Below are 24,039 nucleotides of genomic sequence, written 5' to 3'. Positions count from 1 at the left end.
TCGGCTGACATATAGCAATTTAAGAGGAGGATTTACATGAAAAAAGGGAAAAAGATCATCTCATTAATCTTAACCTCGATATTCTTACTCACAATGGTCATGACTGGATGCAGTAACAACGCGAAGGAAACGGGGGCAACACCACAAGCAACAGACACAAAAAAATCTGAAAGCACGTCAACTCCTGCACCGCAGGAGCCGGTTGGAATCGATACATCCAAGAAAGTGGAGCTTCAGTTCTATATGCTGGGAGACGCTCCAAAAGATTTGTCGATTATTCAAGAGGAAATCAACAAGCTGGCATTGGAAGAATTGAATGCAACCGTCAAATTCAACTTTACGACCTGGACAGACTGGGAACAGAAGTACAAGCTTCTGTTGTCCTCAGGGCAGCCGATTGACCTAATCTTTACGGCAGAATGGACGGATTACCAGTCATATGCGAAGAAAGGGGCTTTCCTTCCGATAGATGAACTCTTACCGAAGGCTGCGCCTAAGTTGCAAGCATTTGTACCGCAGGATTTCTGGGAAGCTGTCAAGGTTGATAAGAAAATTTACACAGTTCCAGCTATCTGGAAAGAGTACGTGAATGATGGTATTGCCTATCGGGAAGATTTGCGCAAAAAGTATAATTTGCCTAAGCCGGAATCAGTCGAAACTCTAGAGCAGTATTTGGATGGCATACGCAAGAATGAACCGGATATGCTGCCTCTGGCGGATACTGAGGTTAGTCATACAGATGCCATTCGTCAAATGACAACTCAGACTGTGAACTCAAATGATAACGTTCCATATGGACTTAACATCATGTATGACAATCCAAGAGACGTAACCTCCTATTGGGGCTCTCCGGTACATTTGGAAGATCTGAAAATGTATAAGAGATGGCAAGAAAAAGGGTACTTTATGAAGAATATGCTGAACATAAAAGATAGTGGTCATGATATATTTGCCAGTGGTAAAGCTGCAGCAATTTTAGGAGGAGAGAATCCAAACCGCTTTGGTGATGCCGTTGTCAAAGTGAAATCACTGCACCCGGATTGGGAGCTAGGCTACTCCCCATATCCAAATATAAAAGGGTTCGCTTCACCCGTTCACCCGATTCATAATGGCTTTGCTATCCCACGCAGCAGTAAAAATCCAGAAAGAGCACTTGCTTTCTATGAGAAATTGGTCACGGATAAACGCTACAATTGGCTGACGCAATATGGGATAGAGGGCAAAAACTTTGAGGTTGAAGATGGGAAATATTATAAAATGCTTGGTGATGCCCAATCAAACGGCTTCTCAAGAGAAGGTATGAATGGATGGGCATGGAGAAATCCGGAGTTCATGTTGTTTGATAAGACCTATCAAGCTGTGCTAGATATGTTCACTGAATTAGATAAGATAGCCAAGCCGAATATTTTCCAAGGCTTCGGAGAGGATTGGACGTCTTATCAGGCAGAAAGAGCTGCCCTTCTACAAGTTGAAAAGCAATACTTATATCCTTTGAATGATGGTTTGGTTGAGGATGTAGAGGGCGGCTTGAAGTTATTTATGGAAAAGGCTAAACAAGCAGGACTAGATAAGATCCAAGCCGAATATTCAAAGCAATGGTTGCAATATTTGGATGACTCAAACATTAAGTAAAATGGTCTAAAGTTACTAAGAGAGAACAACAGGACTAACGTTCTGCTGTTCTCTTTATACAAGGGGGACAATATTGATGAAGGTTCATTTTCATGGAACAGCTGCATTCGAAGGTATTCCCTCACTATTCTGTCATTGCGAGACTTGCAAGCAAGCCAAAGCACTTGGTGGGAAAAATATTCGCACACGGACATCGGTCTTGATTGATGAGGTGCTTAAGATCGACTTTCCAGCGGATACCTTATATCACTCGATTCGTGATTCTGTAGATATGGATAAGGTTCGTGATCTTTTATTTACACATTCACATTCGGATCATATGTATCCTGAAGATTTACTGATTCGTGCGTTAGGTTATGCCCAATTTATTGAAGAGGAAGAGCTCCATCTGTATGGTCACGATTTGCCTATTAAGCACTGCAGTCAATTGCTTGCCACAGAATCACATCGATTTCAGCTCCACAACTTGAAGCCCTTTGAAACGGTACAAACGCAAACTGCTGCCATTACCCCTTTGCTTGCTAAGCATGATCCTAAAGAAACTTGCTTATTGTACTATATAGAGAAGGATGGCAAAACCATTTTCTATGGTCACGACAGCGGCTGGTTTCCCGAACAGACATGGACATGGTTGAAAGGAAAGCAACTGGATCTTGCTATTCTAGAATGTACGACTGGAAATGCCCCGCAATGTGAGGTTCACATGAATGTTGAGGATACGCTAAAAACACGGGATTGGTTAATCGAGAATCATGTGATGAAAGCAGATGGGCAAATTGTAGTAACTCATTTCTCTCATAATGCTCATCTACTGCATGAAGATTTGATTCGAATTTTTGAGCCGCATGGCATTACGGTAGCTTATGATGGGATGCGAATGGATATTTGAATAAAGAAAGAGAGACGTTATTACGTCTCTCTTTCGTCTGATTCGAGGTATTCTTTGAGAGCCAGCAGTTTGCTTTCCCAGTATTGTTCCAAGAAGGAGAGCCATTGCTGTAATTCGCTTAGAGGATCTGGCTGAAACTTGTACCGAGTTTCCCGTCCAACCTTTCGACTGCTGACAAGTCCTGCTTCAGAAAGAACTTGCAGGTGCTTATTGATAGCAGTACGGCTTATAGAAAAGTGTTCTGTAAGTGCAACAATGGACATTTCCTGATCCGCTTCAGCAAGCAATTTTAACAAATTGCGTCGTGTAGGATCGGCGATTGCTTGAAACACATCATGCTGAGGCTCGGCAGCACCCGAATTAACCTTCGATAACGGAGGAGAGCTTTTCTTTGACAATTTTCTCCCACCCGCCGTCCATAAATCCACGAACCATTGTGTGAGGTTGTCCGAATTCTGTGGCTTTATTAGCATCCCAGCCAGAATGAATTAGCGTAAATTCCGTTTTGCCATTTAAATCTTTCAACTCGAAAGTTAGGTGCCAATCCTTACCCCAGTCAAATCCGACGCGGTGAGGTGGATCAAGTTCCGTTACTTTACAAGGCGAATCACCGAAGTCACCTGCATGAAGTACAAACTCTTTTCCTAAAATAGGTTCAAACTTACTTGGCATCCACCAAGAGGCGATACCTTCTGCTGTTGCGACAGCGGTCCATACTTTTTCAATTGGTGCATTAAGCACGATTGTTTTACGAATATCAGGTAATGTTCCTTGAGTTTGCATGGTAAAACCTCCATTTATATATAACACCATTTGGTGTTGTTTTGTTATTATAACACCTATTGGTTTCGCGTCAAATGGATACATCTGTATTCACTCTGAAAACTTCAGTTGTTTTAGTGTGGGCTGTGCACTCATATTTATACCTCTAATGCTTATGATTGACGTACATCCAAGGTGTTGCTACAATGACATATGGAAATAAAGTGAAATTATTCACAATTTTAATCTCTTATTTTTGAACTAATGAGATGGCAGAAGGAGTTATTTATGATGAAAAGAATCGTAACATTGAGTACTCGCAAACTGATGGATACTGCAAAGCACGGCGGATGCGGCGCATGCCAGACATCTTGCCAGTCCGCTTGCAAAACTTCCTGCGGAGTTGCAAACCAGAAGTGTGAAAATGCAATGAACAGATAGGAATTGGAATTCAACCGCCCACTGCTCTGCAGATGGGCGGCTATTTATATGGACCAAAGGAGCTTGATTCGCAAGTATGATTCATCAATATAAACTAAACGGATATAACATCGTGCTCGACACCTATAGTGGCTCGGTGCATGTTGTCGATGATCTCGCATATGAAATCATTGAGCTGTATGAGAATACATCTGCGGAAGAAATCGTAACATTGATGCTGGAAAAGCATAAGCATGATTCCGGCATTTCCGAGAAGGATATTCGAGAAACCATCGCAGATATCGAGGCGCTTAAAAATGATGGACAGCTCTTCACAAAGGACGAGTATGAGGGTCTCTCCATTGATTTAAAAAATCGAAAAACGTATGTTAAGGCGCTCTGCCTCAATGTTGCGCATACCTGCAATCTGTCTTGCGAGTATTGCTTCGCCAGCCAGGGGAAATACAACGGAGATCGAGCCATCATGAGCTATGAGGTTGGACAACGCGCCATCGATTACCTGCTTGAGAATTCGGGACATCACCGAAACCTTGACATCGACTTCTTCGGCGGGGAACCGCTTATGGCCTGGAAAGTGGTCAAGCAGATAGTAGAATATGCAAGAAGCAGAGAAAAAGAATACAAGAAAAAGTTCCGCTTTACCTTCACGACAAACGGTATGCTGCTGAACGATGAGGTCACTGAGTTTTTGAATCAGGAAATGTACAATGTTGTATTAAGCCTGGATGGAAGAAAAGAGGTTCATGACCGACTTCGCACAACGGTTACTGGAAAAGGCAGCTATGATCATATTGTTCCGAAGTTCCAGGAATTCGTCCAAAAGCGTGGAGACCAAGAGTATTACGTACGCGGAACTTACACGGGTAACAATGTCGATTTTACCAATGATATCTTTCATATCGCAGATCTAGGCTTTGACAAGCTCTCGATGGAACCAGTCATCTGTGATCCGCGGGAACCCTATGCGCTTACAGAGAAGGACCTCCCGGAGATTTATAACCAATACGAAATTCTCGCCAAGGAAATGATCAAGCGCGGTGAAGAAGACAAAGGGTTTACCTTCTATCATTACATGCTTGACCTTTCGGAAGGCCCTTGTATCCAGAAGAGAATCACGGGCTGTGGTTCAGGCACTGAATATCTCGCTGTCACACCTTGGGGCGAGCTGTTCCCATGCCACCAATTCGTCGGGGATGAAGAGTACAGCATGGGGAACATCTGGGATGGCATCACCAAGCCTGAGCTGCAATGCCAATTTAAAGAGAGCAACTGCTACTCGAAGCCGGAATGCAAGGACTGCTGGGCGAAGCTCTATTGCAGCGGCGGCTGTCCTGCCAATGCACTGCATGCGACGGGTTCCCTCAACGGAACCTATGACTTTAGCTGTGACATCTTCCGCAAGAGGGTCGAATGCTCCATGATGGTGAAGGTTGCTGAATCCATTCGAGAGATGGAGGAATAAGTTCAGGCCTGATCCGAAAATAACGAACATGGCGGGCTCATTCAGTGCCCGCCATTATTATGGTCATATCATATACTTCATATAGGTGAATGTTCGCAATCTTATGCTATAAAATATCTTCTTACCTTCTACTTTCGCATCTACTTCTCTTACCTCTGCAATAATACCTTGATAGAAATGTTGTACCGTATCCGCTTTATTGAATAAATATAAAAAAGTTGTTTGGATCAATTTGAAAGTTGACAACTCCATCAAGATCATGCAATATAAAGTTCGGTTCATGAGAAATACATGAAAATACAATTATTCGAAAAATTACAACATGAGAGTGACAGACGGGGGCACATTTATGGCATTAAAGTTATTTATAATACTCTTTGGAATAGTCTTAGTATTATGGGGCAGATATAGAATGAAAACGGATAAAGCATTCGTAGGAAAGACCCAAAGAAGAAGAAATATTTTTAATTTATTACTGCACGGGGAAGCTTCAGGACTAGGACAATTTTTAGGTGGAATCCTGTGTATTGTTTTGGGAGTTGCAGCCTTTTTTATTAACTAATTTGCACATCAAGGGAGCTAAGCTGCATGTAAAGTTTAGCTCTTTTTTGATCGCTCTCAGCCGATTATTTCTATCACAAAAAAGAATTTTTATTCATCATCAAACCTCTTGGTTAAATTTGACGTTATCTTGTAATAACATCAAATTTTATTGGAGGTTGTTGAAGGATGAGGAAGATTGGGAAGTTGCTTCTTGTGCTATCGCTTAGTGTAATGCTGCTGGTTCCGGGGCTCGCTTCGGCTGCAGAAGTCACGGAAAGTACCACGGCCGTCAAAACTGATGCACAGACTTCGGCTGAGCTCGGTTTACTTGTGGGAGATGGCAATGGAGTTGACGACGAATACTTGGCTAAGGATACCACTCGTATTCAAGCGGCTATTATATCGCTGCGGATGCAGGGTAAGCTCGATGAGGCGAGCGCCTATACGGGCAAAGGAAACTTTGCCGATGCGGATCAGGTAGGGGCAAGCAACCAAGCTATTCTTGCTTACTTACATAACAACCCGCAATACGGCTGGAATGGTGAGGGAGCGAATCGCTTCAACCCGCTCGCACCAGTCAGCTCGCAGCAGTTGTATAAGGTGCTGCTTGAGATACAAGGCTATGAATCTAACAAGGATTTCGCTTATCAAGATACGGAATCATTTGCTGCTGGCAAGGGGATGAACCAAATCGCTGGCGTCTCCGAATTGACAAACGCTCATGTTTCCACAGCACTTGTTGAGTCTCTGTACGTATCGACACCAAAAGGACAGAAGCTTTTTGATCAATTGCAGAAGGACGGCATCATTGCTGCTTCCGCAAAGCTGCCCGAAGGTGAGAGAATTGGCCTGCGTACGGACGCTAAACTAGGGACTATTCTCGTAGATGGCAAAGGCCGCACACTCTATTTCTTCTCCAAGGATGCTCAGAATTTGGATGCTTGTCAGGGGCCATGCCTTGCGAATTGGCCATTCCTAAGCGCGGATCAACTGCAGATTCCATCTACGATGAATCCTAAGGATTTCAGCCTCGTGACACATGCAAGTGGAGCGAAACAATGGATGTACAAAGGTTGGCCTCTCTACACGTTCGCCAAAGATAAACAAGCTGGCGATACCCTGGGTGAAGGCGTTCAAGGCGTATGGTTCGCGGCCAAGCCGGATTACCGCATTATGCTTGGTTCCAACTCAGAGCTGGGTACTTATCTGACAGACGATCAAGGCCGAACCTTATACTATTTTGCTAAGGATAAGCCGGAAACGAGCAACTGCGCGGGCGAGTGTATCGCCAAGTGGCCTGCGTATGATGTAGTTGACGGCAGTGTGCCATCAACCCTGAATAAGGCAGACTTCGGTTCCATTACACGTCCTGACGGCAGCAAACAAGCGACTTATAAAGGCTATCCGCTATATTACTTTGCGAAAGATGTCAAGCATGGTGACACGACGGGTCAGAATGTGATGGACGTATGGTTCGTGGTTGATCCAGCTAAATAGAAATATGATTACCCGCATCAGCAGGGGAGCCTTAGAATTGGTTTCCTTGCTGGTGTATTCTTGTTTCTACCCGCATAATATTGTGCATATAAAACCAGGTTGAAATACTGAACCGGTGCGACCAAGGAGGCCTCATCCGTATGCACCATCTTTCTGACTATGAATTAATGCTGCTCGTGAAACAGAAGGAACAGGAAGCCTTGTCCATATTGTACGATCGGTATGTGTCCCTTATCTATTCCTTTGCCTTCAAGGCGATTCGAGACGAACAAGCCTCGAGGGACATTGTCCAAGCCGTTTACGTTCGACTGTGGACGACGGATTCGGGGTACAATCCAGACAAAGGCAAGTTTACAAGTTGGCTGATTACAATAACCCGAAATCTGACGATGGACTGGTTGCGACAGCAGCGGAGGCGCAGCAATGAGATTGTTGCCTATCTCCCCGAAGAAATGGAAAGGATCCCTGATCAGGCGGCTTCACCTGAAGCGCATCTAGAGAGAGACTCACTCAAGAATCAGATTCGAGGCGCCTATCGCTTTTTGTCTAAGCAGCAGATCGAGCTTTTAGAGGATTTTTATTGGCAAGGTTACAGTCTGAGAGAATTGGCCGAGCATTACAGGGAGCCCTTGGGCACCGTGAAGAACAGGCTGCATCAGACCTTGAAAATATTGCGCAGACATATGATTGTGGAAGGAGAGGGACGACCTTGAACGAAAAATCAGAATCTGTGTGCGACTTGTGTCTGGATGTATTATCCGGTTCATGCACGGAGAAAGAGCGTATTGCCTTCGAACATCATCTGCCAGGCTGCGAGGCCTGCCAAACGGAGATAGCTGAACTACAACTCGTATGGGAGGGGATGTCCGCAGATATGGAACATATCGAACCGCCTGAAGATTTGAAGCAGCAAGTGATGAAAGCGGTATTTGCTGCTGAGGATAAGAAAGCAGTCCAGCCTGCTGCTGAGACCAACAAGCGCAATGCCAGACCGCGCTGGTTGCGAAGCATTCCAGCCGCCGCGCTGATTGGCGTATTCCTCTTAGGTTCTGCATTGAATTACTGGATGTACCGTGAACGTATAAATATCGCATCGTCCACCGATACTCAACATGGAGACTCATCGCAGATCGAATCGGTCGTTCCGCTGCAATCTCAATCCCCTGAAGATTCCAAGGCTTATGGTATCGCATACATCATCGGCAACGGGAAGAGCAAGCAGTTTGTAGTTAATGTCTACGGAGCCGCTCCAACGAGCGGTGATCAAGCTTATCAGGTCTGGCTGATTAAGGATGGTGTGCGTTCCAGTGCGGGAACATTTCGGGTTCCCTCTGAAGGGGACGGAGTCGGTGTGCTGACTATGCCAATGGAGTCCGATACGCTGACATTCGACCAGATCGGGATTACGCTCGAGCCAGACGACAAGGGAGATCAGCCTCGCGGCCAAAAAATGTTTGGATCGGTGTAACCAACGAGTTTTTCTCAACTTTTAAAAATGGGTGTTGACAAACAAATTTATTAGCACTATGATTATCACTAATCTAATATTGGATAGCACGATGAACGAGCGAAGTAGCAATTTTGTCCCTGTTCTCAGAAAGCCAGGGGTTGATGCGACCTGGTACACACAACATTGCGAATTACACTCCGGAGGCACTTAGGTAACGCTAAGCGGGTTGGCAATCGATATCATTGCCGAGAGTGGTATTAATGGCGGCTGCAGCGCTATTAGTGCAATTTGGGTGGTAACACGGTTAATAATCGTCCCTATGTCTGTAACAGACTAGGAGACGATTTTTTTGTTTTTAATCCCTATAATCAACTTACAATGAAATCACTAAGGAGCTGAACAACAATGATGAACATTATCGATGAATTGGAATGGCGCGGCGCCATCAATCAACAAACAGATGCAGAAGGTTTGCGTAAACTAACAGAAGAAAAGTCGATTTCATTGTACTGCGGAGTTGACCCAACGGGTGATAGCATGCATATTGGACACTTGATCCCATTTATGATGCTGAAACGATTCCAGCTTGCTGGCCATCGTCCCGTTATCTTAATAGGCGGAGCAACAGGCACAATCGGTGACCCAAGCGGCCGTACAACAGAACGTACATTGCAAACGATGGAACAAGTACAGAATAATGTAGATGCGCTGACAGCGCAGATGAAGAAGCTGTTCGTTAACGACGGCGATACAGGACTTCGCATGGTGAACAACTACGATTGGACGCATAACCTAACAATCTTGGATTTCCTTCGTGATTTCGGTAAAAACTTCAGCGTCAATACGATGCTAGCTAAAGATATCGTGGCAAGCCGTCTGGATTCGGGTATCTCCTTCACTGAGTTCTCGTACCAGATTCTGCAGTCGATGGACTTCCATCATCTGTTCAAAAACGAAGATGTCCAATTGCAAATTGGCGGAGCCGATCAATGGGGCAACATCACAAGCGGTCTAGACTTGATTCGTAAAAAAGAAGGATCAGAAGCTAATGCATTCGGCTTAACTATTCCGTTGATGCTGAAAGCAGACGGCACGAAGTTCGGTAAAACAGCTGGCGGCGCGATCTGGCTTGATCCGAAAAAGACAACTCCATTCGAGTTCTACCAGTTCTGGGCAAACCAAGATGACCGAGATGTTATTAGATACCTGAAATTCTTCACGTTCTTGTCGAAAGAAGAAATCGATGCTTTGGAAGTGAAGGTACAAACAGAGCCTCATAAACGCGAAGCACAGCGTGTACTTGCTGAGGAAATGACGAAGTTCGTGCACAGTGAAGAGGCCCTGATCCAAGCGCAAAAGATTACAGAAGCATTGTTCAGCGGAGATATTAAGTCGCTGACAGCAGATGAAATCGAACAAGGCTTCAAGGATATGCCTACATTCCATGCTTCTAAGGAAGTTAAAAATATTGTAGACTGGCTCGTTGACTTGGGAATTGAGCCTTCCAAGCGTCAAGCGCGCGAAGATATCACGAACGGCGCGATCTCGATGAATGGTGAGAAAGTGACGGATCTGGAAATGGACGTTACTTTGGACAACTCCTTTGACGGACGATTTATCATTATACGCAAAGGCAAAAAGACTTACAACCTTGTGAAATTGGGAGAATAGCTGATATCAGAGAATAGCTGATTATCAGCTATTCTCTTTATAAGAATGGGGGCGAGGATTAAAGGTGCTTGGGTCGTGGAGAAGATCACTTCAACTCGCATATTTTAATCATCGTTTAATATCGAGAGTAAACCAAACGAAGCAGGTCAACTGGCTCCTCATTGACCTAGGGCTGAGACATGTTGCGCTTGAGAAGATTAACGAAGAGCTGGATCGAATGCTGATCGGATTCAACCGAATGTTTAAATATAAGAGTGTGAAGCAGGCAACACTGGGGTATTTCCGTATGCTGGACATTGAGAAAGAAAGTGACGTATACCATCCGACCATTCACATTTTACTGCCAACGATTAAGAGTTATTACCAAGGTCGATACTACATTAAGCAAGATGAATGGCTGTCGCTCTGGCATAGGGCGCTTGATCTGAACCCTGATTATAACCACTTATCGGTGAGCGTGAATGGGTTGAATGGTAAGTGCAGTCAGCAGGATATGATCAGTAAGATGGAGCAAGGCTTAGATCGACTGCTGAATGAACCGGATCGGATCGTAACTGGAAGCGATGGGCAATTAGCTGCACGCAGACTTGTAGGATACAGTAGATTATTAAAGGAAGAGATGGATAACTTGTATCCAGGCATTGAATTTAATTTGAATAAATATGATACGGACGATGCGGTTGCCAATTGTGCTTTTGATGTTATGGCACAATGGCGTCCAGGAGTAAGAGTTCAAGAAATTCATCCACTCCACTGCAACTCATGTCTATGATATTAATCACAAATTATGTATGATAATAATCACGATAAGATTGGTTATTTAGCGGTGCAGAAGGCTAATAACCAGTCTTTTTTCGTGTGCAAACGAAATATGAGAAAAAAGTTTTTGCCAAATTAATCCTTAACAATCTCGGTGGATTCACGCTTGGAACTTCAACTGGAAATGAAGATATTGGAATCACCTAATAATATTACTATTTATGTAAAAGCCATTTTTTCCCCTGAGCAAGCACGAAATATTCCTCTGAACGCATAAGTATTCTTTTTATACAATCAACAGATTCGCTACACTTTAGCCCTCTACCATGTTTAAGAGAAACATCAAAATCCCTTACACAAACCGTGAAAGCGCTTTAGAAAGTACGTATGTGACCACATTATTTAGTCGTAAAGGGTATGGAGTCAATGCAGTTCCATGTGATCTTCAATGTGATAGTTTGCGTATGAAAATTAACGAAAATAAATAAAAATTCATAACTTTTCCCTGAAAATGCTTTAACCTATAAAAGCATGAAAGCTTTGAGCCATTCATCGATAAAGTAATAAAAACATTAAAGTAGATATTAATAAGATTTTGGAAAAAACGAAAAAACATTATGGGATAAGGTGTTTTGACGAATTGACAGAACAAAAAAAGGAGGCGTATACTGGCGTGGAAAGTTAATCGATTAACAACTTAATATCAGATTTCGTCATAACCACAAGGCGGTGATCTCGAAGCATTTCAATTGTTTTCCTAGAGTATTAATTCATATCTTATTCACGATATGGATGAATTAGGGAGTAAATGACAGAGAGATAGAAAGAGGGAAATTACAACATGGCCAATTCAAAAAAATTGACGCTGTTCGGGCTGATCGGTATCACGATGGCATTCTTCGGTACCGTGCGCAGTGTGCCAACGCTAGCCATTACCGGTTGGACACAAATCTTCTACATGCTGGTTGCAGCAGTCTTATTTGCACTTCCAATTGCGTTGATGTCCGCCGAACTATCAACAGGATTCCCTGAAGAGGGCGGTCCGCAAGTATGGGTTAAACATGCACTAGGTGAGAAATGGAGCTTCGTTACCTCTTGGCTCTTATGGGTTCAAATGTTCTTCGGGATGGTTATGGTCGCCTCAACCGTAGGCGTACTGCTGGGATATGTAATTAACGTTCCAGATCTATCAACGAATAACTACTTTATATTTGCAGTCATCCTTATTTCATACTGGGGTGTCACCTTATTGAACTTGAAGTTCGATATGGTCAAGATCGCGGGTAACTGGGGTGCCATTATCGGTGTATATATCCCGTTCCTCATTCTTGTGGTACTGGGTATCGCTTATTTTATTAAGAACGGCATCCAGCCAGAAAGCTACTTGGGGAACTTCCAAGCAAGCGACTTGCTGCCAGATCTAAGCGATTTGGGAAGTATAGCTTACTTGTCTGGTATCATCTTTATCTTTGCAGGTGTTGAGATCTCTTCCGTACATGCAAATAACATTGAAAATCCAAAACGCAACTATCCGATTGCAGTTATCGCTTCTGTAATATTGCTCGTTATCTTTAACCTGATCGCAGGTTTGACTGTATCCAACGCAGTTCCTGAAGGCCAGCTTCAACTCGCTAATATTACGCAGCCATATATGATTTTCTGTCAGGATTTAGGCATCCCGACTATTTTCGTCAACATTATTTCTGCAATGATCTTGATCGGTGTCTTGGTACAGCTTAGTGCGTGGGTACTTGGACCAAGTAAGTCGATGATCAAAGTAGCTGACGATGGCAACTTGCCTCCATTCTTCCAAAAGAGAAACAGCAAAGGTATTCCGATTACGTTTGTCTTGATTCAAGCGATTGTTATCTCTTTAGTATCGTTATTGTATCTCGTTGTTCCTGATGTTAACAGTGCATTCCTAATCATTACGATTACAACGACGATTCTGTACTGTATCGTTTACGCATTGATTGCAATCTCAGCTATTCGTTTGCGCTATAAAAATCCGAATATGGAAAGACCGTTCCGACTCGGAAGCAAAGGGAATGGATTAATGTGGTTCGTTGCACTACTAGCATTGTTTAGCGTATTTATTACGTTGGTAGTCAGCCTGATTCCACCGTCCATTCTGGATCCAAGCCAATCAACAGGCTATATCATTTATCAAGTAGTAGCGACTGTTGTCATGGTAGGTATTGCCCTTGTTATTCATAAATTTAAGAAACCAAGCTGGAAAAAGAGTGAATAATTTCACAAATCACACTTTTTATCATAAAACTTTTCTATAACGGAGGTACACAACATGAACTATCCAATTCCTGATATTAACCTCAAAGCATTGTTCCTTGGCAGCAAAGGCGAAAACGTCGACTTGTTCAAGGAAGTTCTATTGAAAGTCGTTGATGAGCATGTCGGCTGGCGTCAAAACTATCAACCACAAGATTTGCCGGTTATTACTCCTTTCGATAAAAGCTCGCAAAGCTTCCAGAATACAGCTGACCACATGCGCAGCGTATTCAATGAGTTGTCCTCCAAGCTTCGTTCACAATCGTTGCCTTGGCATACAGCTGGACGTTTCTGGGGACATATGAACTCCGAAACTCTGATGCCTTCTATCATTGCTTATTCCGCAGCTATGCTCTGGAACGGTAACAACGTTGCATACGAATCTTCTCCAGGTACATCTCAAATGGAAGAAGAAGTAGGTCATCAATTGGCGAAAATGATGAGCTACAAAGAGGGTGCAAGCTGGGGTCACATCTGTGCCGATGGTTCCATCGCGAACTTGGAAGGCCTCTGGTATGCGCGTAACATGAAGTCGCTTCCGCTTGCAATTAAAGAAGTTGCGCCTAAATATGTGGAAGGCAAATCCGAATGGGAATTGCTGAATATGTCCACTGATGAAATCTTGGATATTATGGATCAAATTCCAGACAAGATGGATGAAGTGAAAGCACACTCCGCACGCAGCGGCCGTCATCTCGACAAATTGGGTAAATGGCTCATTCCGCAAACGAAGCACTATTCCTGGCTGAAAGCAGCTGACATCATCGGCGTTGGTCTGGATGCAGTTGAAGCTATCGATGTAGACAGCGAATATCGCATGGATATCACGAAGCTCGAAGCAAGAATTCGTGAACTGGCTGCTGAAGGTACTCCAGTACTCGGCGTTGTCGGTGTAGTGGGAAGTACAGAAGAAGGTCAAGTTGACCACATCGACAAGATCATTGAACTTCGCGAGAAATTGGCTGCAGAAGGTATCTACTACTACGTTCACGTGGATGCTGCATACGGCGGTTACGCTCGTGCCATTTTCCTTGATGAAAATGACGAATTTATCGAATACAACAAGCTTGGTGAAGTGTACAAAAAACACAACATCTTCTCAGATATGAATCTCTTTGATGAGTGGATGACTGAAGATATTTACAATGCTTTCAAAGCAATCAGCAAAGCAGAATCCGTTACGATTGACCCGCACAAGATGGGCTACATTCCATACTCTGCAGGTGCAATTGCAATCCGTGACAGCAGAATGCGCGATGCGATCTCCTATTTTGCAACTTATGTATTTGAAAAAGGTGCAGATATTCCAGCATTGCTCGGCGCATACATTCTCGAAGGCTCCAAAGCAGGCGCAACTGCTGCTGCTGTATGGACAGCGCACAAAGTATTGCCATTGAACGTAACAGGTTACGGTAAGCTGATGGGTGCAAGCATCGAGGGTGCTTATCGCTTCTACAACTTCTTGAAGGAAAAGACTTTCAATGTTAATGGTAAAGTCATCAAGCTTCATCCGTTGACAAAGCCTGACTTCAACATGGTCGACTATGTATTCAACGAAGAAGGCAACACAGACTTGGTGAAAATGAATAAGCTGAACCACGACTTCTTCGATTATGCTTCCTACGTGAAGGGCGGATTGTACAGCAACGAGTTCATCACTTCTCATACGGACTTTGCAATTCCGGATTACGGCAACAGCCCGCTGGAATTCGTTAAGAGCCTAGGCTTTACAGATGAAGAATGGAACCGTGCAGAAAAAGTTACAATCCTTCGCGCTTGCGCACTGTCTCCATATGCGCATGATGCAGCAACATTCGAAGAGTACGCAGAGAAGATTGAAAAAGCGATCCAAAGCAAGCTTGAGAAAATCTACCTGTATGAAATGAATTAATAATTGTATAAGCTGGAATGCGTAACGCTTAATGGCTGTTACGCATTCCTCTATATATTTTCATAAAGAGTGCCTGACATGTTCAAGATAAGTACAAATAACTTCCTTGCAAATAGATGGTCAATACATGATAAGGAGTTCAGTGAATGAATAAAGAGGTGACATTCAAAGAAAGTCTGTTTCTTTTAGTCGTTTTATTGGCGATTATTGGGGCGTGTATTATTGGTGTAGGCATGGACCCGCAAATTCCGATATTAATTTCCTTGGGAGTTATTATCGTCTTCGCTAAAGCAAAAGGTATCTCCTGGGATCGAATTCATAAGGGAATCTCGAACGGAATTATTCCAGGGTTAATACCTATTCTTATCTTTATGCTTATTGGAGCTTTGATCAGTGTTTGGATTGCTGCAGGAACGATCCCAACGATAATGGATTATGGCTTCAGTATACTTTCCGCTAAATATTTTTTACCTTCAGTATTTGTCATTTGTGCACTGGTAGGGATTACAGTGGGCAGCTCCTTTACGACGATATCAACCGTCGGCATTGCCTTCTTCGGTATGGGGCAGATTATGGGCTATCCTCCTGCCATTACGACAGGTGCAATCATATCTGGCGCTTTCTTAGGGAACAATGTCTCCCCGCTGTCAGATACAACAAACCTGGCTTCCGCTATCGCTGAGATTGATTTGTTTGAACATATCCGGTATATGATGCGCGTTGTCATTCCGGCATTTGTAATCTCTCTCGTGTTCTTTGCAGTTATGGGACATGGTGAAGTTCTCACGACAGGGGAGCAAATTAATGAACTTGTTAATACCTTGAACGCCTCTTTTCCTATCTCTGCAGTTACCTTAATTCCGGTATTGGTACTCTTTATATGTGCATGGAAGAAAGTACCGGCTATTCCGACCCTGTTGCTAAGCATTGTATTTTCCATCGGTGTATTGTATATTTATCATCCAGATACAAGCTTGATCGATATTTCGAGCCTGATGCAAAATGGTTATGTGTCTCATACAGGAGTTGACAGCGTGGACAAGCTGCTGTCGCGCGGCGGAATTCAGAGTATGATGTGGTCGGTGTCATTAATTTTGTTGGCACTGGCGCTAGGCGGATTGCTCGTTGAAACCAATGTTATCAAAATCATTATTTCACGCATTACGTCTCTTGTAAGTACAAAAGGAAAACTTATCTTGATGACAGGACTCAGTTCGATCGGAATCAATCTGCTGCTCGGAGAGCAATATTTGTCGATAATTTTACCGGGTGAAGCGTTCAAGTCGCAGTATGATGCGATTAACGTGGAACGCAAAGAAATGTCAAGAATATTGGCCAATGCAGGAGCTGCGCTCAACGCTTTGATACCATGGGGCGTAAGTGGTGTGTTTATTACGGGTACACTTGGTGTATCTACATTAGACTATCTGCCGTTTGCCATATTCTGTATCGTAGCGCCGATATTGAACATTTTGTATGGATTTATGAGTAGGAAGTCGACATCAGCCTCTAAAACAGCACGATGAACAATTTTATGATAAAATGAAAAAAAGTTGGTTTGTGCCAGCTTTTTTTTCTGTAAAGGCAAATTACTATTTTATGTAATCTGTTCAATTAATTTCATGTAAAAAATATTGTTATAGTGTGTTATACATAATTCATACGGAATACAGCTATGACTCAAGGAGGACAACTTATGCTTATAGATGAGCTGAAAGGGAAAGCTTTGGACGAATTTTTTGAAGGTATATTATCACTGGAATCGGTTGAGGAGTGTTACGCATTCTTTGATGATTTGTGTACGGTGAATGAGATCAAAACTTTGCTTCAACGCTTTCAAGTTGCCAAGATGCTTCACAACCACGATACGTACAGTAAGATTGAAGCCGAAGCAGGCGCAAGTACAGCTACGATCTCTCGAGTGAAGCGCTCCCTGAATCATGGGAATCACAGCTATGAATTCATATTCGCACGTATGCAGCAGAACAAGCTCCATTCCAAGAAAGATTCGGAGTAAGCTGCGTTATTGCTATTCACCTACTACCCCATATTAACATATAGACATATGCTTGGTCGATGTTTAATATCTAAATTCTTCAAGATCATATTATTTAAAAAAATGATATGTAATACCATCGATAATCCTATTGTTTTTGCGCGAAAAACGAAAGATTCCATAGCCTTCTTGGGCTAAAATTAAATAGTTGTCGAGCGAACAGTAGTTAAGGGCTGCACGTCCATTGGCTGCTGTTCTTCTCGTCATACGAAGGCTGCCAGGTACGGCGGCATTTCTGGCTTCGCTCGTTCAGGTGTGCTAAAATGTGTGATACTAACGACATCGCTGCTGTTTTCTGAAATAATTTCTTAAAGGAGATTATGATGAAATATAATTTTGAAGTTATTGCGACAAGTGATTATATCCCTTTTCGTCTTCTGCTGCACAGTCCGAATCATGTCCTGATGCATTGGCATGAAGACATGGAGATCATATTTGTGCTGAGCGGGAGCGTTGAGTTGTTTCGCAAGCAGGAAAGATTCGTACTCAACGAATCAGATGTAACCGTTATCAACTCTAAGGAAGTGCATTCCATAAGCGGCGATGATCACAGCTTATTGCTCGTATTGCAAGTATCCCATTCTTTTTTAGAGCAGCAGTATGCCTCCATGAAGGATATTCAATTCGTGTGCAATTCCTATCTTTATGACAAGCAGCATCAGGCAGAGTTCGATACGATCCGCGAGGTGCTTGCCTTCATGATGCTCATCTATACGAAGCAAGAAAGAGGATACGAGTTAGAGCTCAAAGGGCTGCTCTTTCGGTTAATCGCCTATCTAATTAAACATTTTGCTAAGGAACTGTCTCCAAAGGATCATATGCCGGATGCGAAGTACACGAATCGATTGATGGCGATTACGGAATATATCCAGCAAAACTATGCGGAGCAGATATCACTAACGAAGATTGCGGAGAAGGAATTTTTGTCTGTTCACTATCTTTCTCGGTTCTTTCAAAAAGAGTTAGGAACTACATTCTCGAGCTACTTGAACGGAGTTAGGCTGGAGCATGCCATGTTTGATCTGCTGTACAGTCAGCTTAGCATTACAGAGATTGCTTTAAACAATGGCTTTCCGAGTCTCAAAGCGTTCAATAAAGTGTTTAATGAAGCATATGCGCAATCTCCCAAGCAGTATCGCTTAAACCACAAAGGGCCAGCGCTTATTCAACCTGTTCAACGATCATCTATGGCACCCAATTACTTTGAAATGAACCAACAAGAAGCATTCAAGGAGCTATTCAAATACATACCGCAAGAAAACAAGGATATCACTTATTCATCACAAGCCATCATGATTCAGAAAAAAGAGGTAGTCTCGATGAAAGGCAGCGCCACCTCTAAGCTAACCCACACGTGGAGAAGGCTAACATCGATTGGCAAAGCCAAAGAAGGGCTATTCGGTAGCGTGCAAAAGCAGTTAACCCAGATTCAACGGGATATCGGCTATTCGCATATTCGATTTCACGGTATATTTGACGATGAGATGATGGTCTACCATGAAGATGGGGCTGGAAATCCATATTATCAATTTTCGTATGTCGATCAGTTAATTGACTTTTTACTAAGTATCGGGCTGAAGCCGTTTCTTGAGCTTGGGTTTATGCCGTCTAAGCTTGCGTCTAAAGATACAACTATATTCGTGAAGAAAAGCAATGTCAGCTATCCTCGCTCTTTAGAGCGATGGACGGGCTTGGTGAAGGCTTTGGTTGAGCACTGTATAACGAGGTATGGACATGAAGAGGTAGCTGGTTGGTACTTTGAAGTATGGAATGAACCTGACGTTATCTCATTCTGGAGCGGAACCAAGGAGCAGTATTTTGCGTTCTATGAAGCAACGTATCAAGCGATTAGACAGTATCCGAAGCTTCGGGTTGGCGGTCCAGGCCTGCTGTCTCCGACGATTATGGCTGATCATTGGCTGCAAGATTTTTTGCAATATTGCAGGGAGAAGAACTGTATACCGGATTTCGTTTCCCTTCATAGTTATCCTTTTGATCAGATATTCTATGATGTACTGGAACAGGATATTAACCACCATGAGAATTTTAAGTGGACTTCGGAAGAGATGTCTAAGTATTGGGTGTTGTCCGAAGCGGCTGATTATCTAGGACAAGTCATTGCCAAGACACGTCAGATCATGGCTGATGCAGAGTTAACGGGCACCGAGGTGCATGTAACCGAGTGGAATTCGAGCGGCAATCATCGTGATCTTATACATGATACGTGCTATCAGTCAGCTTATATTGTCAAGAATATTATCGATAATTTGGACGCTGTAGACAGTCTGTGCTACTGGACGTGCACGGATATCATTGAGGAATTCGTAGTGTCGGATCATCTGTTTCACGGAGGGCTTGGTCTCATAACCAATACCGGTATCCCCAAAGCAGCTTATTATGCTTACCAGTTGCTCAGTCAATTAGGTGATGTTTTGATTAGAAAAGGGGATAATTACTGCATAACGAAGCGGGGACATGAGATTCAGATACTCGTGCATCATTATGTACATACGGATCAGCTGTATCGGCGGAACGATGTATCGCATATAAGTATGGTTGATCGTTATGGAATATTTGAGCATCAGGACCCGCTGCAGCTCACATTGGAATTGACCTCTGTACCCACCGGCAAGTATCAGATTCGGAAGACAACGCTGAATCGCCAGTGGGGAAGTTCATTTGACAGTTGGGTAGCGATGGGGCATCCGGAGCAGCTGTATCCTGAGGATCTAGCGTATTTACAGGCGATAAGCCAGCCTAAGCGTGAAGTATTCGAGCAGTACATTGATTCGCGGTTTCATGTGAAAGCTGAACTTGCATCTCATGAAGTGCAGCTATACCAGATCAAGCCGCTCTTCTTATCATCTTGAGCGCTGCTAAGTATATCATATTTGACCAGTTAGACCGCTGATTGTGGAATCAGTGGTCTTTTTTTGCCTTTTTGAGGGCTTAATGTTGACCTGAATTGTGCTCGTATCGAGGCGAAAGCACTTTCGAAGTGGGCAAATGTATTCGAGTGATGAGATAAATATCGGAAAGTTGTAAATGATTGCGCTTACTATAATGGAATCATACCTTTATAGAGGAGGAACCAGGATGTCAGTGAAGCAAGTGCCTTGGAAAGAGCGCATCAGTTATTCGCTAACAGATACTGCTTCAAACCTCGTGTTTCAAGTAGTTACGACCTACCTGCTATTCTACTATACGGATTCCGTAGGGCTCAAGCTGGAGCCGTACAATCTAGTTCCGCATTGTTTGCAATTGAAATGAACTATATATGGATTCCGATTATTTGCTACATCTTAGCGGGCATTGCGATGTTGTTCTACAAATTAGACAAACAAGAAGCACAAATGCTTGCCGATCTAGAAGAGCGTCATCGTATGTAAACGATAATAAATCAAGCTTTGGAAGGAGCGAGTATTGGTATGTTGCATCAAGTAGATTTATCGAAGAAACCATTTCATCTTAGTGAGCAGGATATTACATGGGTCAAGAGCACATTGGATGGCATGACATTAGAGGAGAAAGTAGGTCAGTTGTTCTGCCTTGTAGGCATAGGTGACAGTTCGATGCTGGTGGAGATGGTTAAGAAATATCAGCCTGGTGGATTGATGTACCGTCCTGGTCCTGCTAAGGAGATTCGGCTTGCGCATGAGGCGATGCAGAACAGCAGTAAGATTCCAATGCTATTGGCCGCGAACTTAGAAAACGGCGGTGACGGTATTGCTGCCGAAGGCACCTACTTCGGGAAACAGCTTCAAGTAGCAGCGACTAATAATGCGGAGATGGCTTATAAGTTAGGCACTGTAGCTTGCCGCGAGGGGAAGGCAGTCGGTCTGAATTGGTCCTTTGGTCCAATCGTAGATATCAACATGAACTATCGCAATCCGATTACAAATGTGCGTACGTTCGGCGACCGTCCTGACACTGTCCTCGACATGGGGCGCGCATATATGCGGGCAGCACATGAGAATGAAATGGCGGTTTCTATCAAGCATTTCCCTGGAGACGGCGTCGATGATCGGGATCAGCATCTGCTAACGAGTATTAACTCTCTTTCTATTGAAGAATGGGATGCGACCTTCGGCAAGGTGTACCAGACATTAATCGATGAAGGTGCGAATACCGTAATGGTCGGACATATTATGCAGCCTGCCTACCAACGCCACTTCAATCCCAGCTTGAAGGATGTAGATCTGCTGCCGAGTTCATTATCGCCTGAGATCTTGAATAATCTGCTGCGTGAGAAGCTTAGCTTCAACGGTGTTATCGTAAGCGATGCCACGCTCATGGCGGGATTTACGATCGCGGAACGACGTGAGTTGGCAGTGCCGAAGGCAATTGCGGCAGGCTGCGATATATTCCTCTTTAACCGCAATATTGAAGAGGATCGCGAATACATGCTTCAAGGAATTCGGAACGGGCTGTTGAATGAAGAACGCGTCAATCAAGCCGTAACACGCATTCTTGGCTTGAAGGCATCCTTGCGCTTGCATGAACACAAGCAGAAGGGGACGTTGGTACCAGACGAATCTGCGCTCTGCGTCATTGGATCCGAAGAGCATCAATCATGGGCCAGAGAGTGCGCGGATCAATCCGTCACGTTGGTGAAGGACACACAGAACCTGCTGCCGATTACGCCGGAATCTCATAAACGCGTCATTGTCTATGTACTAGGTGACGAAGAAGGCAGCTTCTCGGTAGGAGGATGTCATAAACCGTTCGTGGATAAATTGCGAACCGCAGGCTTTGAGGTTACGGTGAACGATCCGTCGGATCTCCGAGCCATGTTCATGTCCGTTCGTGAATTTGTGAGCCAATATGATCTTGCGATATACTTCGCGAACTATGCGACAGCCAGCAACAAGACAGATCTGAGAATTAACTATACGCCGCCGTTTGGTGCAGACATCCCTTGGTTTATGAAGGAAGTGCCGACTATGTTTATTTCGGTAGCGAATCCATTTCATCTGCAAGATGTGCCTCGCATCCAGACATTTATCAATGCGTATTCGGGCAATGAATATTCATTAGATGCAATCGTTGAGAAGATGCAAGGTAAATCATCATTTACAGGAACTAACCCTGTTGACCCATTCTGCGGGTATTGGGAAGCGAGACTGTAAATCTATAAGGAGTGAATCATGTGCTATTAAATAAGAAATCATATGGCATGATTATGGCTATCGCGGCAGTATTGCTCCTCCTATTTTCATTTACAGACTTAGAGATATCGAAAGCAATCGCGACGATCAAAACGTCGTTTGGTGAATTTTTCTTCATTTATGGAGAGATGTCAACAGTGATCCTGATGTTCTTGGCTGGAAATGTGTTTCTTGCGTCCGCTCTGAAGGGAGTGACACGGGGGAAAAAGCTGCTGCATTACGGATTGGGAGTCATTATGATTGTATTCTCAATCTTCATGCATGTAGCAATGCTTGCATATCGCCTTGAACTAGAGGCTTCTACTACAGTCTTTGCTGTTGTAAGTCTTATCGTTATGCTAGTCATTACTCTTGTTCTGCAGAGATATGCGTATGTACGGTTCTCAGATGAGGATCGCTCGTATTTGCTGAAGATTGCCTATACATCGATCATCTATCTGTTCGTTATCGCGCTTCTCATTGAAGGAATTAAGATGGGCTGGGGGCGCGTGAGATTCCGTGATTTAATGCCGGACTACTCGAACTTCTCACCATGGTATCAGATACAAGGTGAAGGAGGGTCCTCGTTCCCTTCAGGACACAGCGCTAATTCGTTTATGGCTGTAGCCATCTCATTATTTGTATTGCCCCAGTATAAGAAGCTGAAGCAGCTAGTATTTATCGGTGGATTTATATGGTGGTTTACTACCGCTACTAGCCGAGTCTATTATTCGGCGCACTATGCATCCGATGTTACGGTTGGATTTATGATTTCGATCAGCCTCATGTTCCTCATCTATAATTTTTTGCATCGAAACCAGAGCCATAAACATAAATATCCAATGAGCAACCAGAACCAGATCGACGGGGGAAGAGGATGAGTTCAATTCAAGCGGTTATATTTGATCTTGATGGGGTATTAGTATCTACGGATGAGTATCATTATCTTGCATGGAAGCGAATTGCGGAGCAAGAAGGCATTCCATTCGATCGTACGATCAATGATCGGCTTCGCGGTGTGAGCCGAATGGAGAGCTTGGAGATTATTCTCGAACAAGCCAAGAAGCTGTACACAGCGCAAGAGAAGCAAGAGTTAGCGGAACGCAAAAATGAGTACTACCGCGAATACTTGAACCAATTAACGGAGCAGGATCTGCTTCCAGGCGTGCTGCAGACGCTGCAAGAGTTAAAGAAGCGGGATATCAAGATTGCGGTGGGCTCTTCCAGCAAGAATACGCCAATTATACTGCGGCAAGTAGGACTCCATGACATGTTCGATGCCGTTGTAGATGGCAATCAGATAGCGAATAGTAAGCCGCATCCCGAAGTATTTCTACGCGCTGCAGAGCAAGCAGGGGCTGACGCTGCTTCCTGCGTCGTAGTAGAGGATGCCGAAGCGGGAGTAGACGCGGCGTTACGCGCAGGAGTGACGGTGGCTGCGATCGGCGCTGCACGCCATTATGGTAAAGCGCACATCGTTTTGGAGTCGCTTGATGATCTGTTAGCTCACATATAAGCAAGGCCTATTGAATAATTGATGAGGAGATGAA

At 43.8% G+C, this 24,039-nt stretch carries 21 protein-coding genes, 1 pseudogene and 1 other annotated feature; of the genes and pseudogenes, 20 read left to right on the top strand and 2 right to left on the bottom strand.

What is annotated here, in order from left to right; genetic code table 11:
- The first annotated feature begins 36 nt into the window (after window positions 1–36).
- Window positions 37–1,632, top strand: coding sequence for an extracellular solute-binding protein (locus ACXX53_RS04615; RefSeq protein WP_458567403.1), 1,596 nt, complete (start codon window positions 37–39; stop codon window positions 1,630–1,632).
- A 76-nt stretch (window positions 1,633–1,708) separates the two neighbouring features.
- Entirely contained in the window at window positions 1,709–2,521 is an 813-nt protein-coding gene (locus ACXX53_RS04610; RefSeq protein ID WP_458567402.1) for an MBL fold metallo-hydrolase, read from the top strand.
- A gap of 20 nt (window positions 2,522–2,541) precedes the next feature.
- On the opposite strand, the gene ACXX53_RS04605 is transcribed toward ACXX53_RS04610, so the two are convergent.
- Both ACXX53_RS04605 and ACXX53_RS04600 read right to left on the bottom strand, forming a co-directional pair.
- Window positions 2,542–2,919 carry an ArsR/SmtB family transcription factor gene (locus ACXX53_RS04605; RefSeq protein ID WP_458567401.1) on the bottom strand — a complete coding sequence of 126 codons (378 nt, stop codon included), beginning with the start codon at window positions 2,917–2,919 and terminating at the stop codon, window positions 2,542–2,544.
- A complete protein-coding gene (locus tag ACXX53_RS04600; protein ID WP_458567400.1) occupies window positions 2,882–3,304 on the bottom strand; it encodes an SRPBCC family protein in 423 nt (140 codons plus the stop codon). Before ACXX53_RS04600 ends, ACXX53_RS04605 begins: the two co-directional genes overlap by 38 nt.
- Before the next feature lie 270 nt (window positions 3,305–3,574).
- On the opposite strand from ACXX53_RS04600, the gene scfA reads away from it, so the two are divergent.
- The 18 genes and pseudogenes from scfA (at window position 3,575) to pgmB (ending at window position 24,005) form a co-directional block, all read left to right on the top strand.
- Window positions 3,575–3,724, top strand: a complete 150-nt coding sequence (gene scfA / locus ACXX53_RS04595) for a six-cysteine ranthipeptide SCIFF (RefSeq protein WP_076098734.1) — start codon at window positions 3,575–3,577, stop codon at window positions 3,722–3,724.
- A 76-nt stretch (window positions 3,725–3,800) separates the two neighbouring features.
- Complete coding sequence (gene scfB, locus ACXX53_RS04590; RefSeq protein ID WP_458567399.1) at window positions 3,801–5,186, top strand: thioether cross-link-forming SCIFF peptide maturase; 1,386 nt, start codon at window positions 3,801–3,803, stop codon at window positions 5,184–5,186.
- A 349-nt stretch (window positions 5,187–5,535) separates the two neighbouring features.
- Window positions 5,536–5,748, top strand: coding sequence for a hypothetical protein (locus ACXX53_RS04585; RefSeq protein ID WP_458567398.1), 213 nt, complete (start codon window positions 5,536–5,538; stop codon window positions 5,746–5,748).
- A 167-nt stretch (window positions 5,749–5,915) separates the two neighbouring features.
- Window positions 5,916–7,226 (top strand): hypothetical protein, encoded by a 1,311-nt coding sequence (locus tag ACXX53_RS04580; RefSeq protein ID WP_458567397.1) that lies wholly within the window; start codon window positions 5,916–5,918, stop codon window positions 7,224–7,226.
- Window positions 7,227–7,366: 140 nt separating this feature from the next.
- Window positions 7,367–7,939, top strand: a complete 573-nt coding sequence (locus ACXX53_RS04575; RefSeq protein WP_458567396.1) for an RNA polymerase sigma factor — start codon at window positions 7,367–7,369, stop codon at window positions 7,937–7,939.
- On the top strand, window positions 7,936–8,694 hold the full coding sequence (locus tag ACXX53_RS04570) for an anti-sigma factor (protein ID WP_458567395.1): 759 nt from the start codon (window positions 7,936–7,938) through the stop codon (window positions 8,692–8,694). The genes ACXX53_RS04575 and ACXX53_RS04570 overlap by 4 nt, the downstream gene beginning before the upstream one ends.
- A gap of 82 nt (window positions 8,695–8,776) precedes the next feature.
- Window positions 8,777–8,998, top strand: a binding site (T-box leader).
- Window positions 8,999–9,084: 86 nt separating this feature from the next.
- Complete coding sequence (tyrS, locus tag ACXX53_RS04565) at window positions 9,085–10,347, top strand: tyrosine--tRNA ligase (protein WP_458567679.1); 1,263 nt, start codon at window positions 9,085–9,087, stop codon at window positions 10,345–10,347.
- A 64-nt stretch (window positions 10,348–10,411) separates the two neighbouring features.
- On the top strand, window positions 10,412–11,119 hold the full coding sequence (locus ACXX53_RS04560; protein WP_458567394.1) for a protein rep: 708 nt from the start codon (window positions 10,412–10,414) through the stop codon (window positions 11,117–11,119).
- An 828-nt stretch (window positions 11,120–11,947) separates the two neighbouring features.
- Window positions 11,948–13,357, top strand: a complete 1,410-nt coding sequence (gene tyrP, locus ACXX53_RS04555; protein WP_458567393.1) for a tyrosine-tyramine antiporter — start codon at window positions 11,948–11,950, stop codon at window positions 13,355–13,357.
- A gap of 54 nt (window positions 13,358–13,411) precedes the next feature.
- Window positions 13,412–15,286, top strand: a complete 1,875-nt coding sequence (gene tdc / locus ACXX53_RS04550) for a tyrosine decarboxylase (RefSeq protein ID WP_458567392.1) — start codon at window positions 13,412–13,414, stop codon at window positions 15,284–15,286.
- 146 nt (window positions 15,287–15,432) lie between these two features.
- Window positions 15,433–16,812: a Na+/H+ antiporter NhaC gene (gene nhaC, locus ACXX53_RS04545; RefSeq protein ID WP_458567391.1), complete on the top strand. Its 1,380-nt coding sequence runs from the start codon at window positions 15,433–15,435 to the stop codon at window positions 16,810–16,812.
- A gap of 170 nt (window positions 16,813–16,982) precedes the next feature.
- Entirely contained in the window at window positions 16,983–17,303 is a 321-nt protein-coding gene (locus ACXX53_RS04540; RefSeq protein WP_458567390.1) for a YerC/YecD family TrpR-related protein, read from the top strand.
- A gap of 362 nt (window positions 17,304–17,665) precedes the next feature.
- A complete protein-coding gene (locus ACXX53_RS04535; RefSeq protein ID WP_458567389.1) occupies window positions 17,666–20,212 on the top strand; it encodes a GH39 family glycosyl hydrolase in 2,547 nt (848 codons plus the stop codon).
- A 226-nt stretch (window positions 20,213–20,438) separates the two neighbouring features.
- A pseudogene (locus ACXX53_RS04530) lies at window positions 20,439–20,564 on the top strand (MFS transporter); the annotation flags it as partial.
- 44 nt (window positions 20,565–20,608) lie between these two features.
- Complete coding sequence (locus ACXX53_RS04525; RefSeq protein WP_458567388.1) at window positions 20,609–20,731, top strand: hypothetical protein; 123 nt, start codon at window positions 20,609–20,611, stop codon at window positions 20,729–20,731.
- Between the two features lie 39 nt (window positions 20,732–20,770).
- Window positions 20,771–22,471 carry a glycoside hydrolase family 3 protein gene (locus tag ACXX53_RS04520; RefSeq protein ID WP_458567387.1) on the top strand — a complete coding sequence of 567 codons (1,701 nt, stop codon included), beginning with the start codon at window positions 20,771–20,773 and terminating at the stop codon, window positions 22,469–22,471.
- A gap of 47 nt (window positions 22,472–22,518) precedes the next feature.
- Window positions 22,519–23,370: a phosphatase PAP2 family protein gene (locus ACXX53_RS04515; RefSeq protein ID WP_458567386.1), complete on the top strand. Its 852-nt coding sequence runs from the start codon at window positions 22,519–22,521 to the stop codon at window positions 23,368–23,370.
- On the top strand, window positions 23,367–24,005 hold the full coding sequence (gene pgmB, locus ACXX53_RS04510) for a beta-phosphoglucomutase (protein ID WP_458567385.1): 639 nt from the start codon (window positions 23,367–23,369) through the stop codon (window positions 24,003–24,005). The genes ACXX53_RS04515 and pgmB overlap by 4 nt, the downstream gene beginning before the upstream one ends.
- Window positions 24,006–24,039 lie beyond the last annotated feature (34 nt).

The organism is Paenibacillus marinisediminis (genome assembly GCF_054343325.1).
Note: the sequence above shows the minus strand (reverse complement) of the source record. Positions and strands in the feature narration are given on the sequence as shown.

Excerpts from the sequence above, each read along its gene's own strand:
- ACXX53_RS04615 (WP_458567403.1), top strand. The coding sequence starts at position 37 with ATGAAAAAAGGGAAAAAGATCATCTCATTAATCTTAACCTCGATATTC.
- ACXX53_RS04610 (WP_458567402.1), top strand. The coding sequence starts at position 1,709 with ATGAAGGTTCATTTTCATGGAACAGCTGCATTCGAAGGTATTCCCTCA.
- ACXX53_RS04600 (WP_458567400.1), bottom strand. The coding sequence starts at position 3,304 with ATGCAAACTCAAGGAACATTACCTGATATTCGTAAAACAATCGTGCTT.
- scfA (WP_076098734.1), top strand. The coding sequence starts at position 3,575 with ATGAAAAGAATCGTAACATTGAGTACTCGCAAACTGATGGATACTGCA.
- scfB (WP_458567399.1), top strand. The coding sequence starts at position 3,801 with ATGATTCATCAATATAAACTAAACGGATATAACATCGTGCTCGACACC.
- ACXX53_RS04585 (WP_458567398.1), top strand. The coding sequence starts at position 5,536 with ATGGCATTAAAGTTATTTATAATACTCTTTGGAATAGTCTTAGTATTA.
- ACXX53_RS04580 (WP_458567397.1), top strand. The coding sequence starts at position 5,916 with ATGAGGAAGATTGGGAAGTTGCTTCTTGTGCTATCGCTTAGTGTAATG.
- ACXX53_RS04575 (WP_458567396.1), top strand. The coding sequence starts at position 7,367 with ATGCACCATCTTTCTGACTATGAATTAATGCTGCTCGTGAAACAGAAG.
- tyrS (WP_458567679.1), top strand. The coding sequence starts at position 9,085 with ATGAACATTATCGATGAATTGGAATGGCGCGGCGCCATCAATCAACAA.
- tyrP (WP_458567393.1), top strand. The coding sequence starts at position 11,948 with ATGGCCAATTCAAAAAAATTGACGCTGTTCGGGCTGATCGGTATCACG.
- tdc (WP_458567392.1), top strand. The coding sequence starts at position 13,412 with ATGAACTATCCAATTCCTGATATTAACCTCAAAGCATTGTTCCTTGGC.
- nhaC (WP_458567391.1), top strand. The coding sequence starts at position 15,433 with ATGAATAAAGAGGTGACATTCAAAGAAAGTCTGTTTCTTTTAGTCGTT.
- ACXX53_RS04540 (WP_458567390.1), top strand. The coding sequence starts at position 16,983 with ATGCTTATAGATGAGCTGAAAGGGAAAGCTTTGGACGAATTTTTTGAA.
- ACXX53_RS04535 (WP_458567389.1), top strand. The coding sequence starts at position 17,666 with ATGAAATATAATTTTGAAGTTATTGCGACAAGTGATTATATCCCTTTT.
- ACXX53_RS04525 (WP_458567388.1), top strand. The coding sequence starts at position 20,609 with ATGAACTATATATGGATTCCGATTATTTGCTACATCTTAGCGGGCATT.
- ACXX53_RS04520 (WP_458567387.1), top strand. The coding sequence starts at position 20,771 with ATGTTGCATCAAGTAGATTTATCGAAGAAACCATTTCATCTTAGTGAG.
- ACXX53_RS04515 (WP_458567386.1), top strand. The coding sequence starts at position 22,519 with ATGATTATGGCTATCGCGGCAGTATTGCTCCTCCTATTTTCATTTACA.
- pgmB (WP_458567385.1), top strand. The coding sequence starts at position 23,367 with ATGAGTTCAATTCAAGCGGTTATATTTGATCTTGATGGGGTATTAGTA.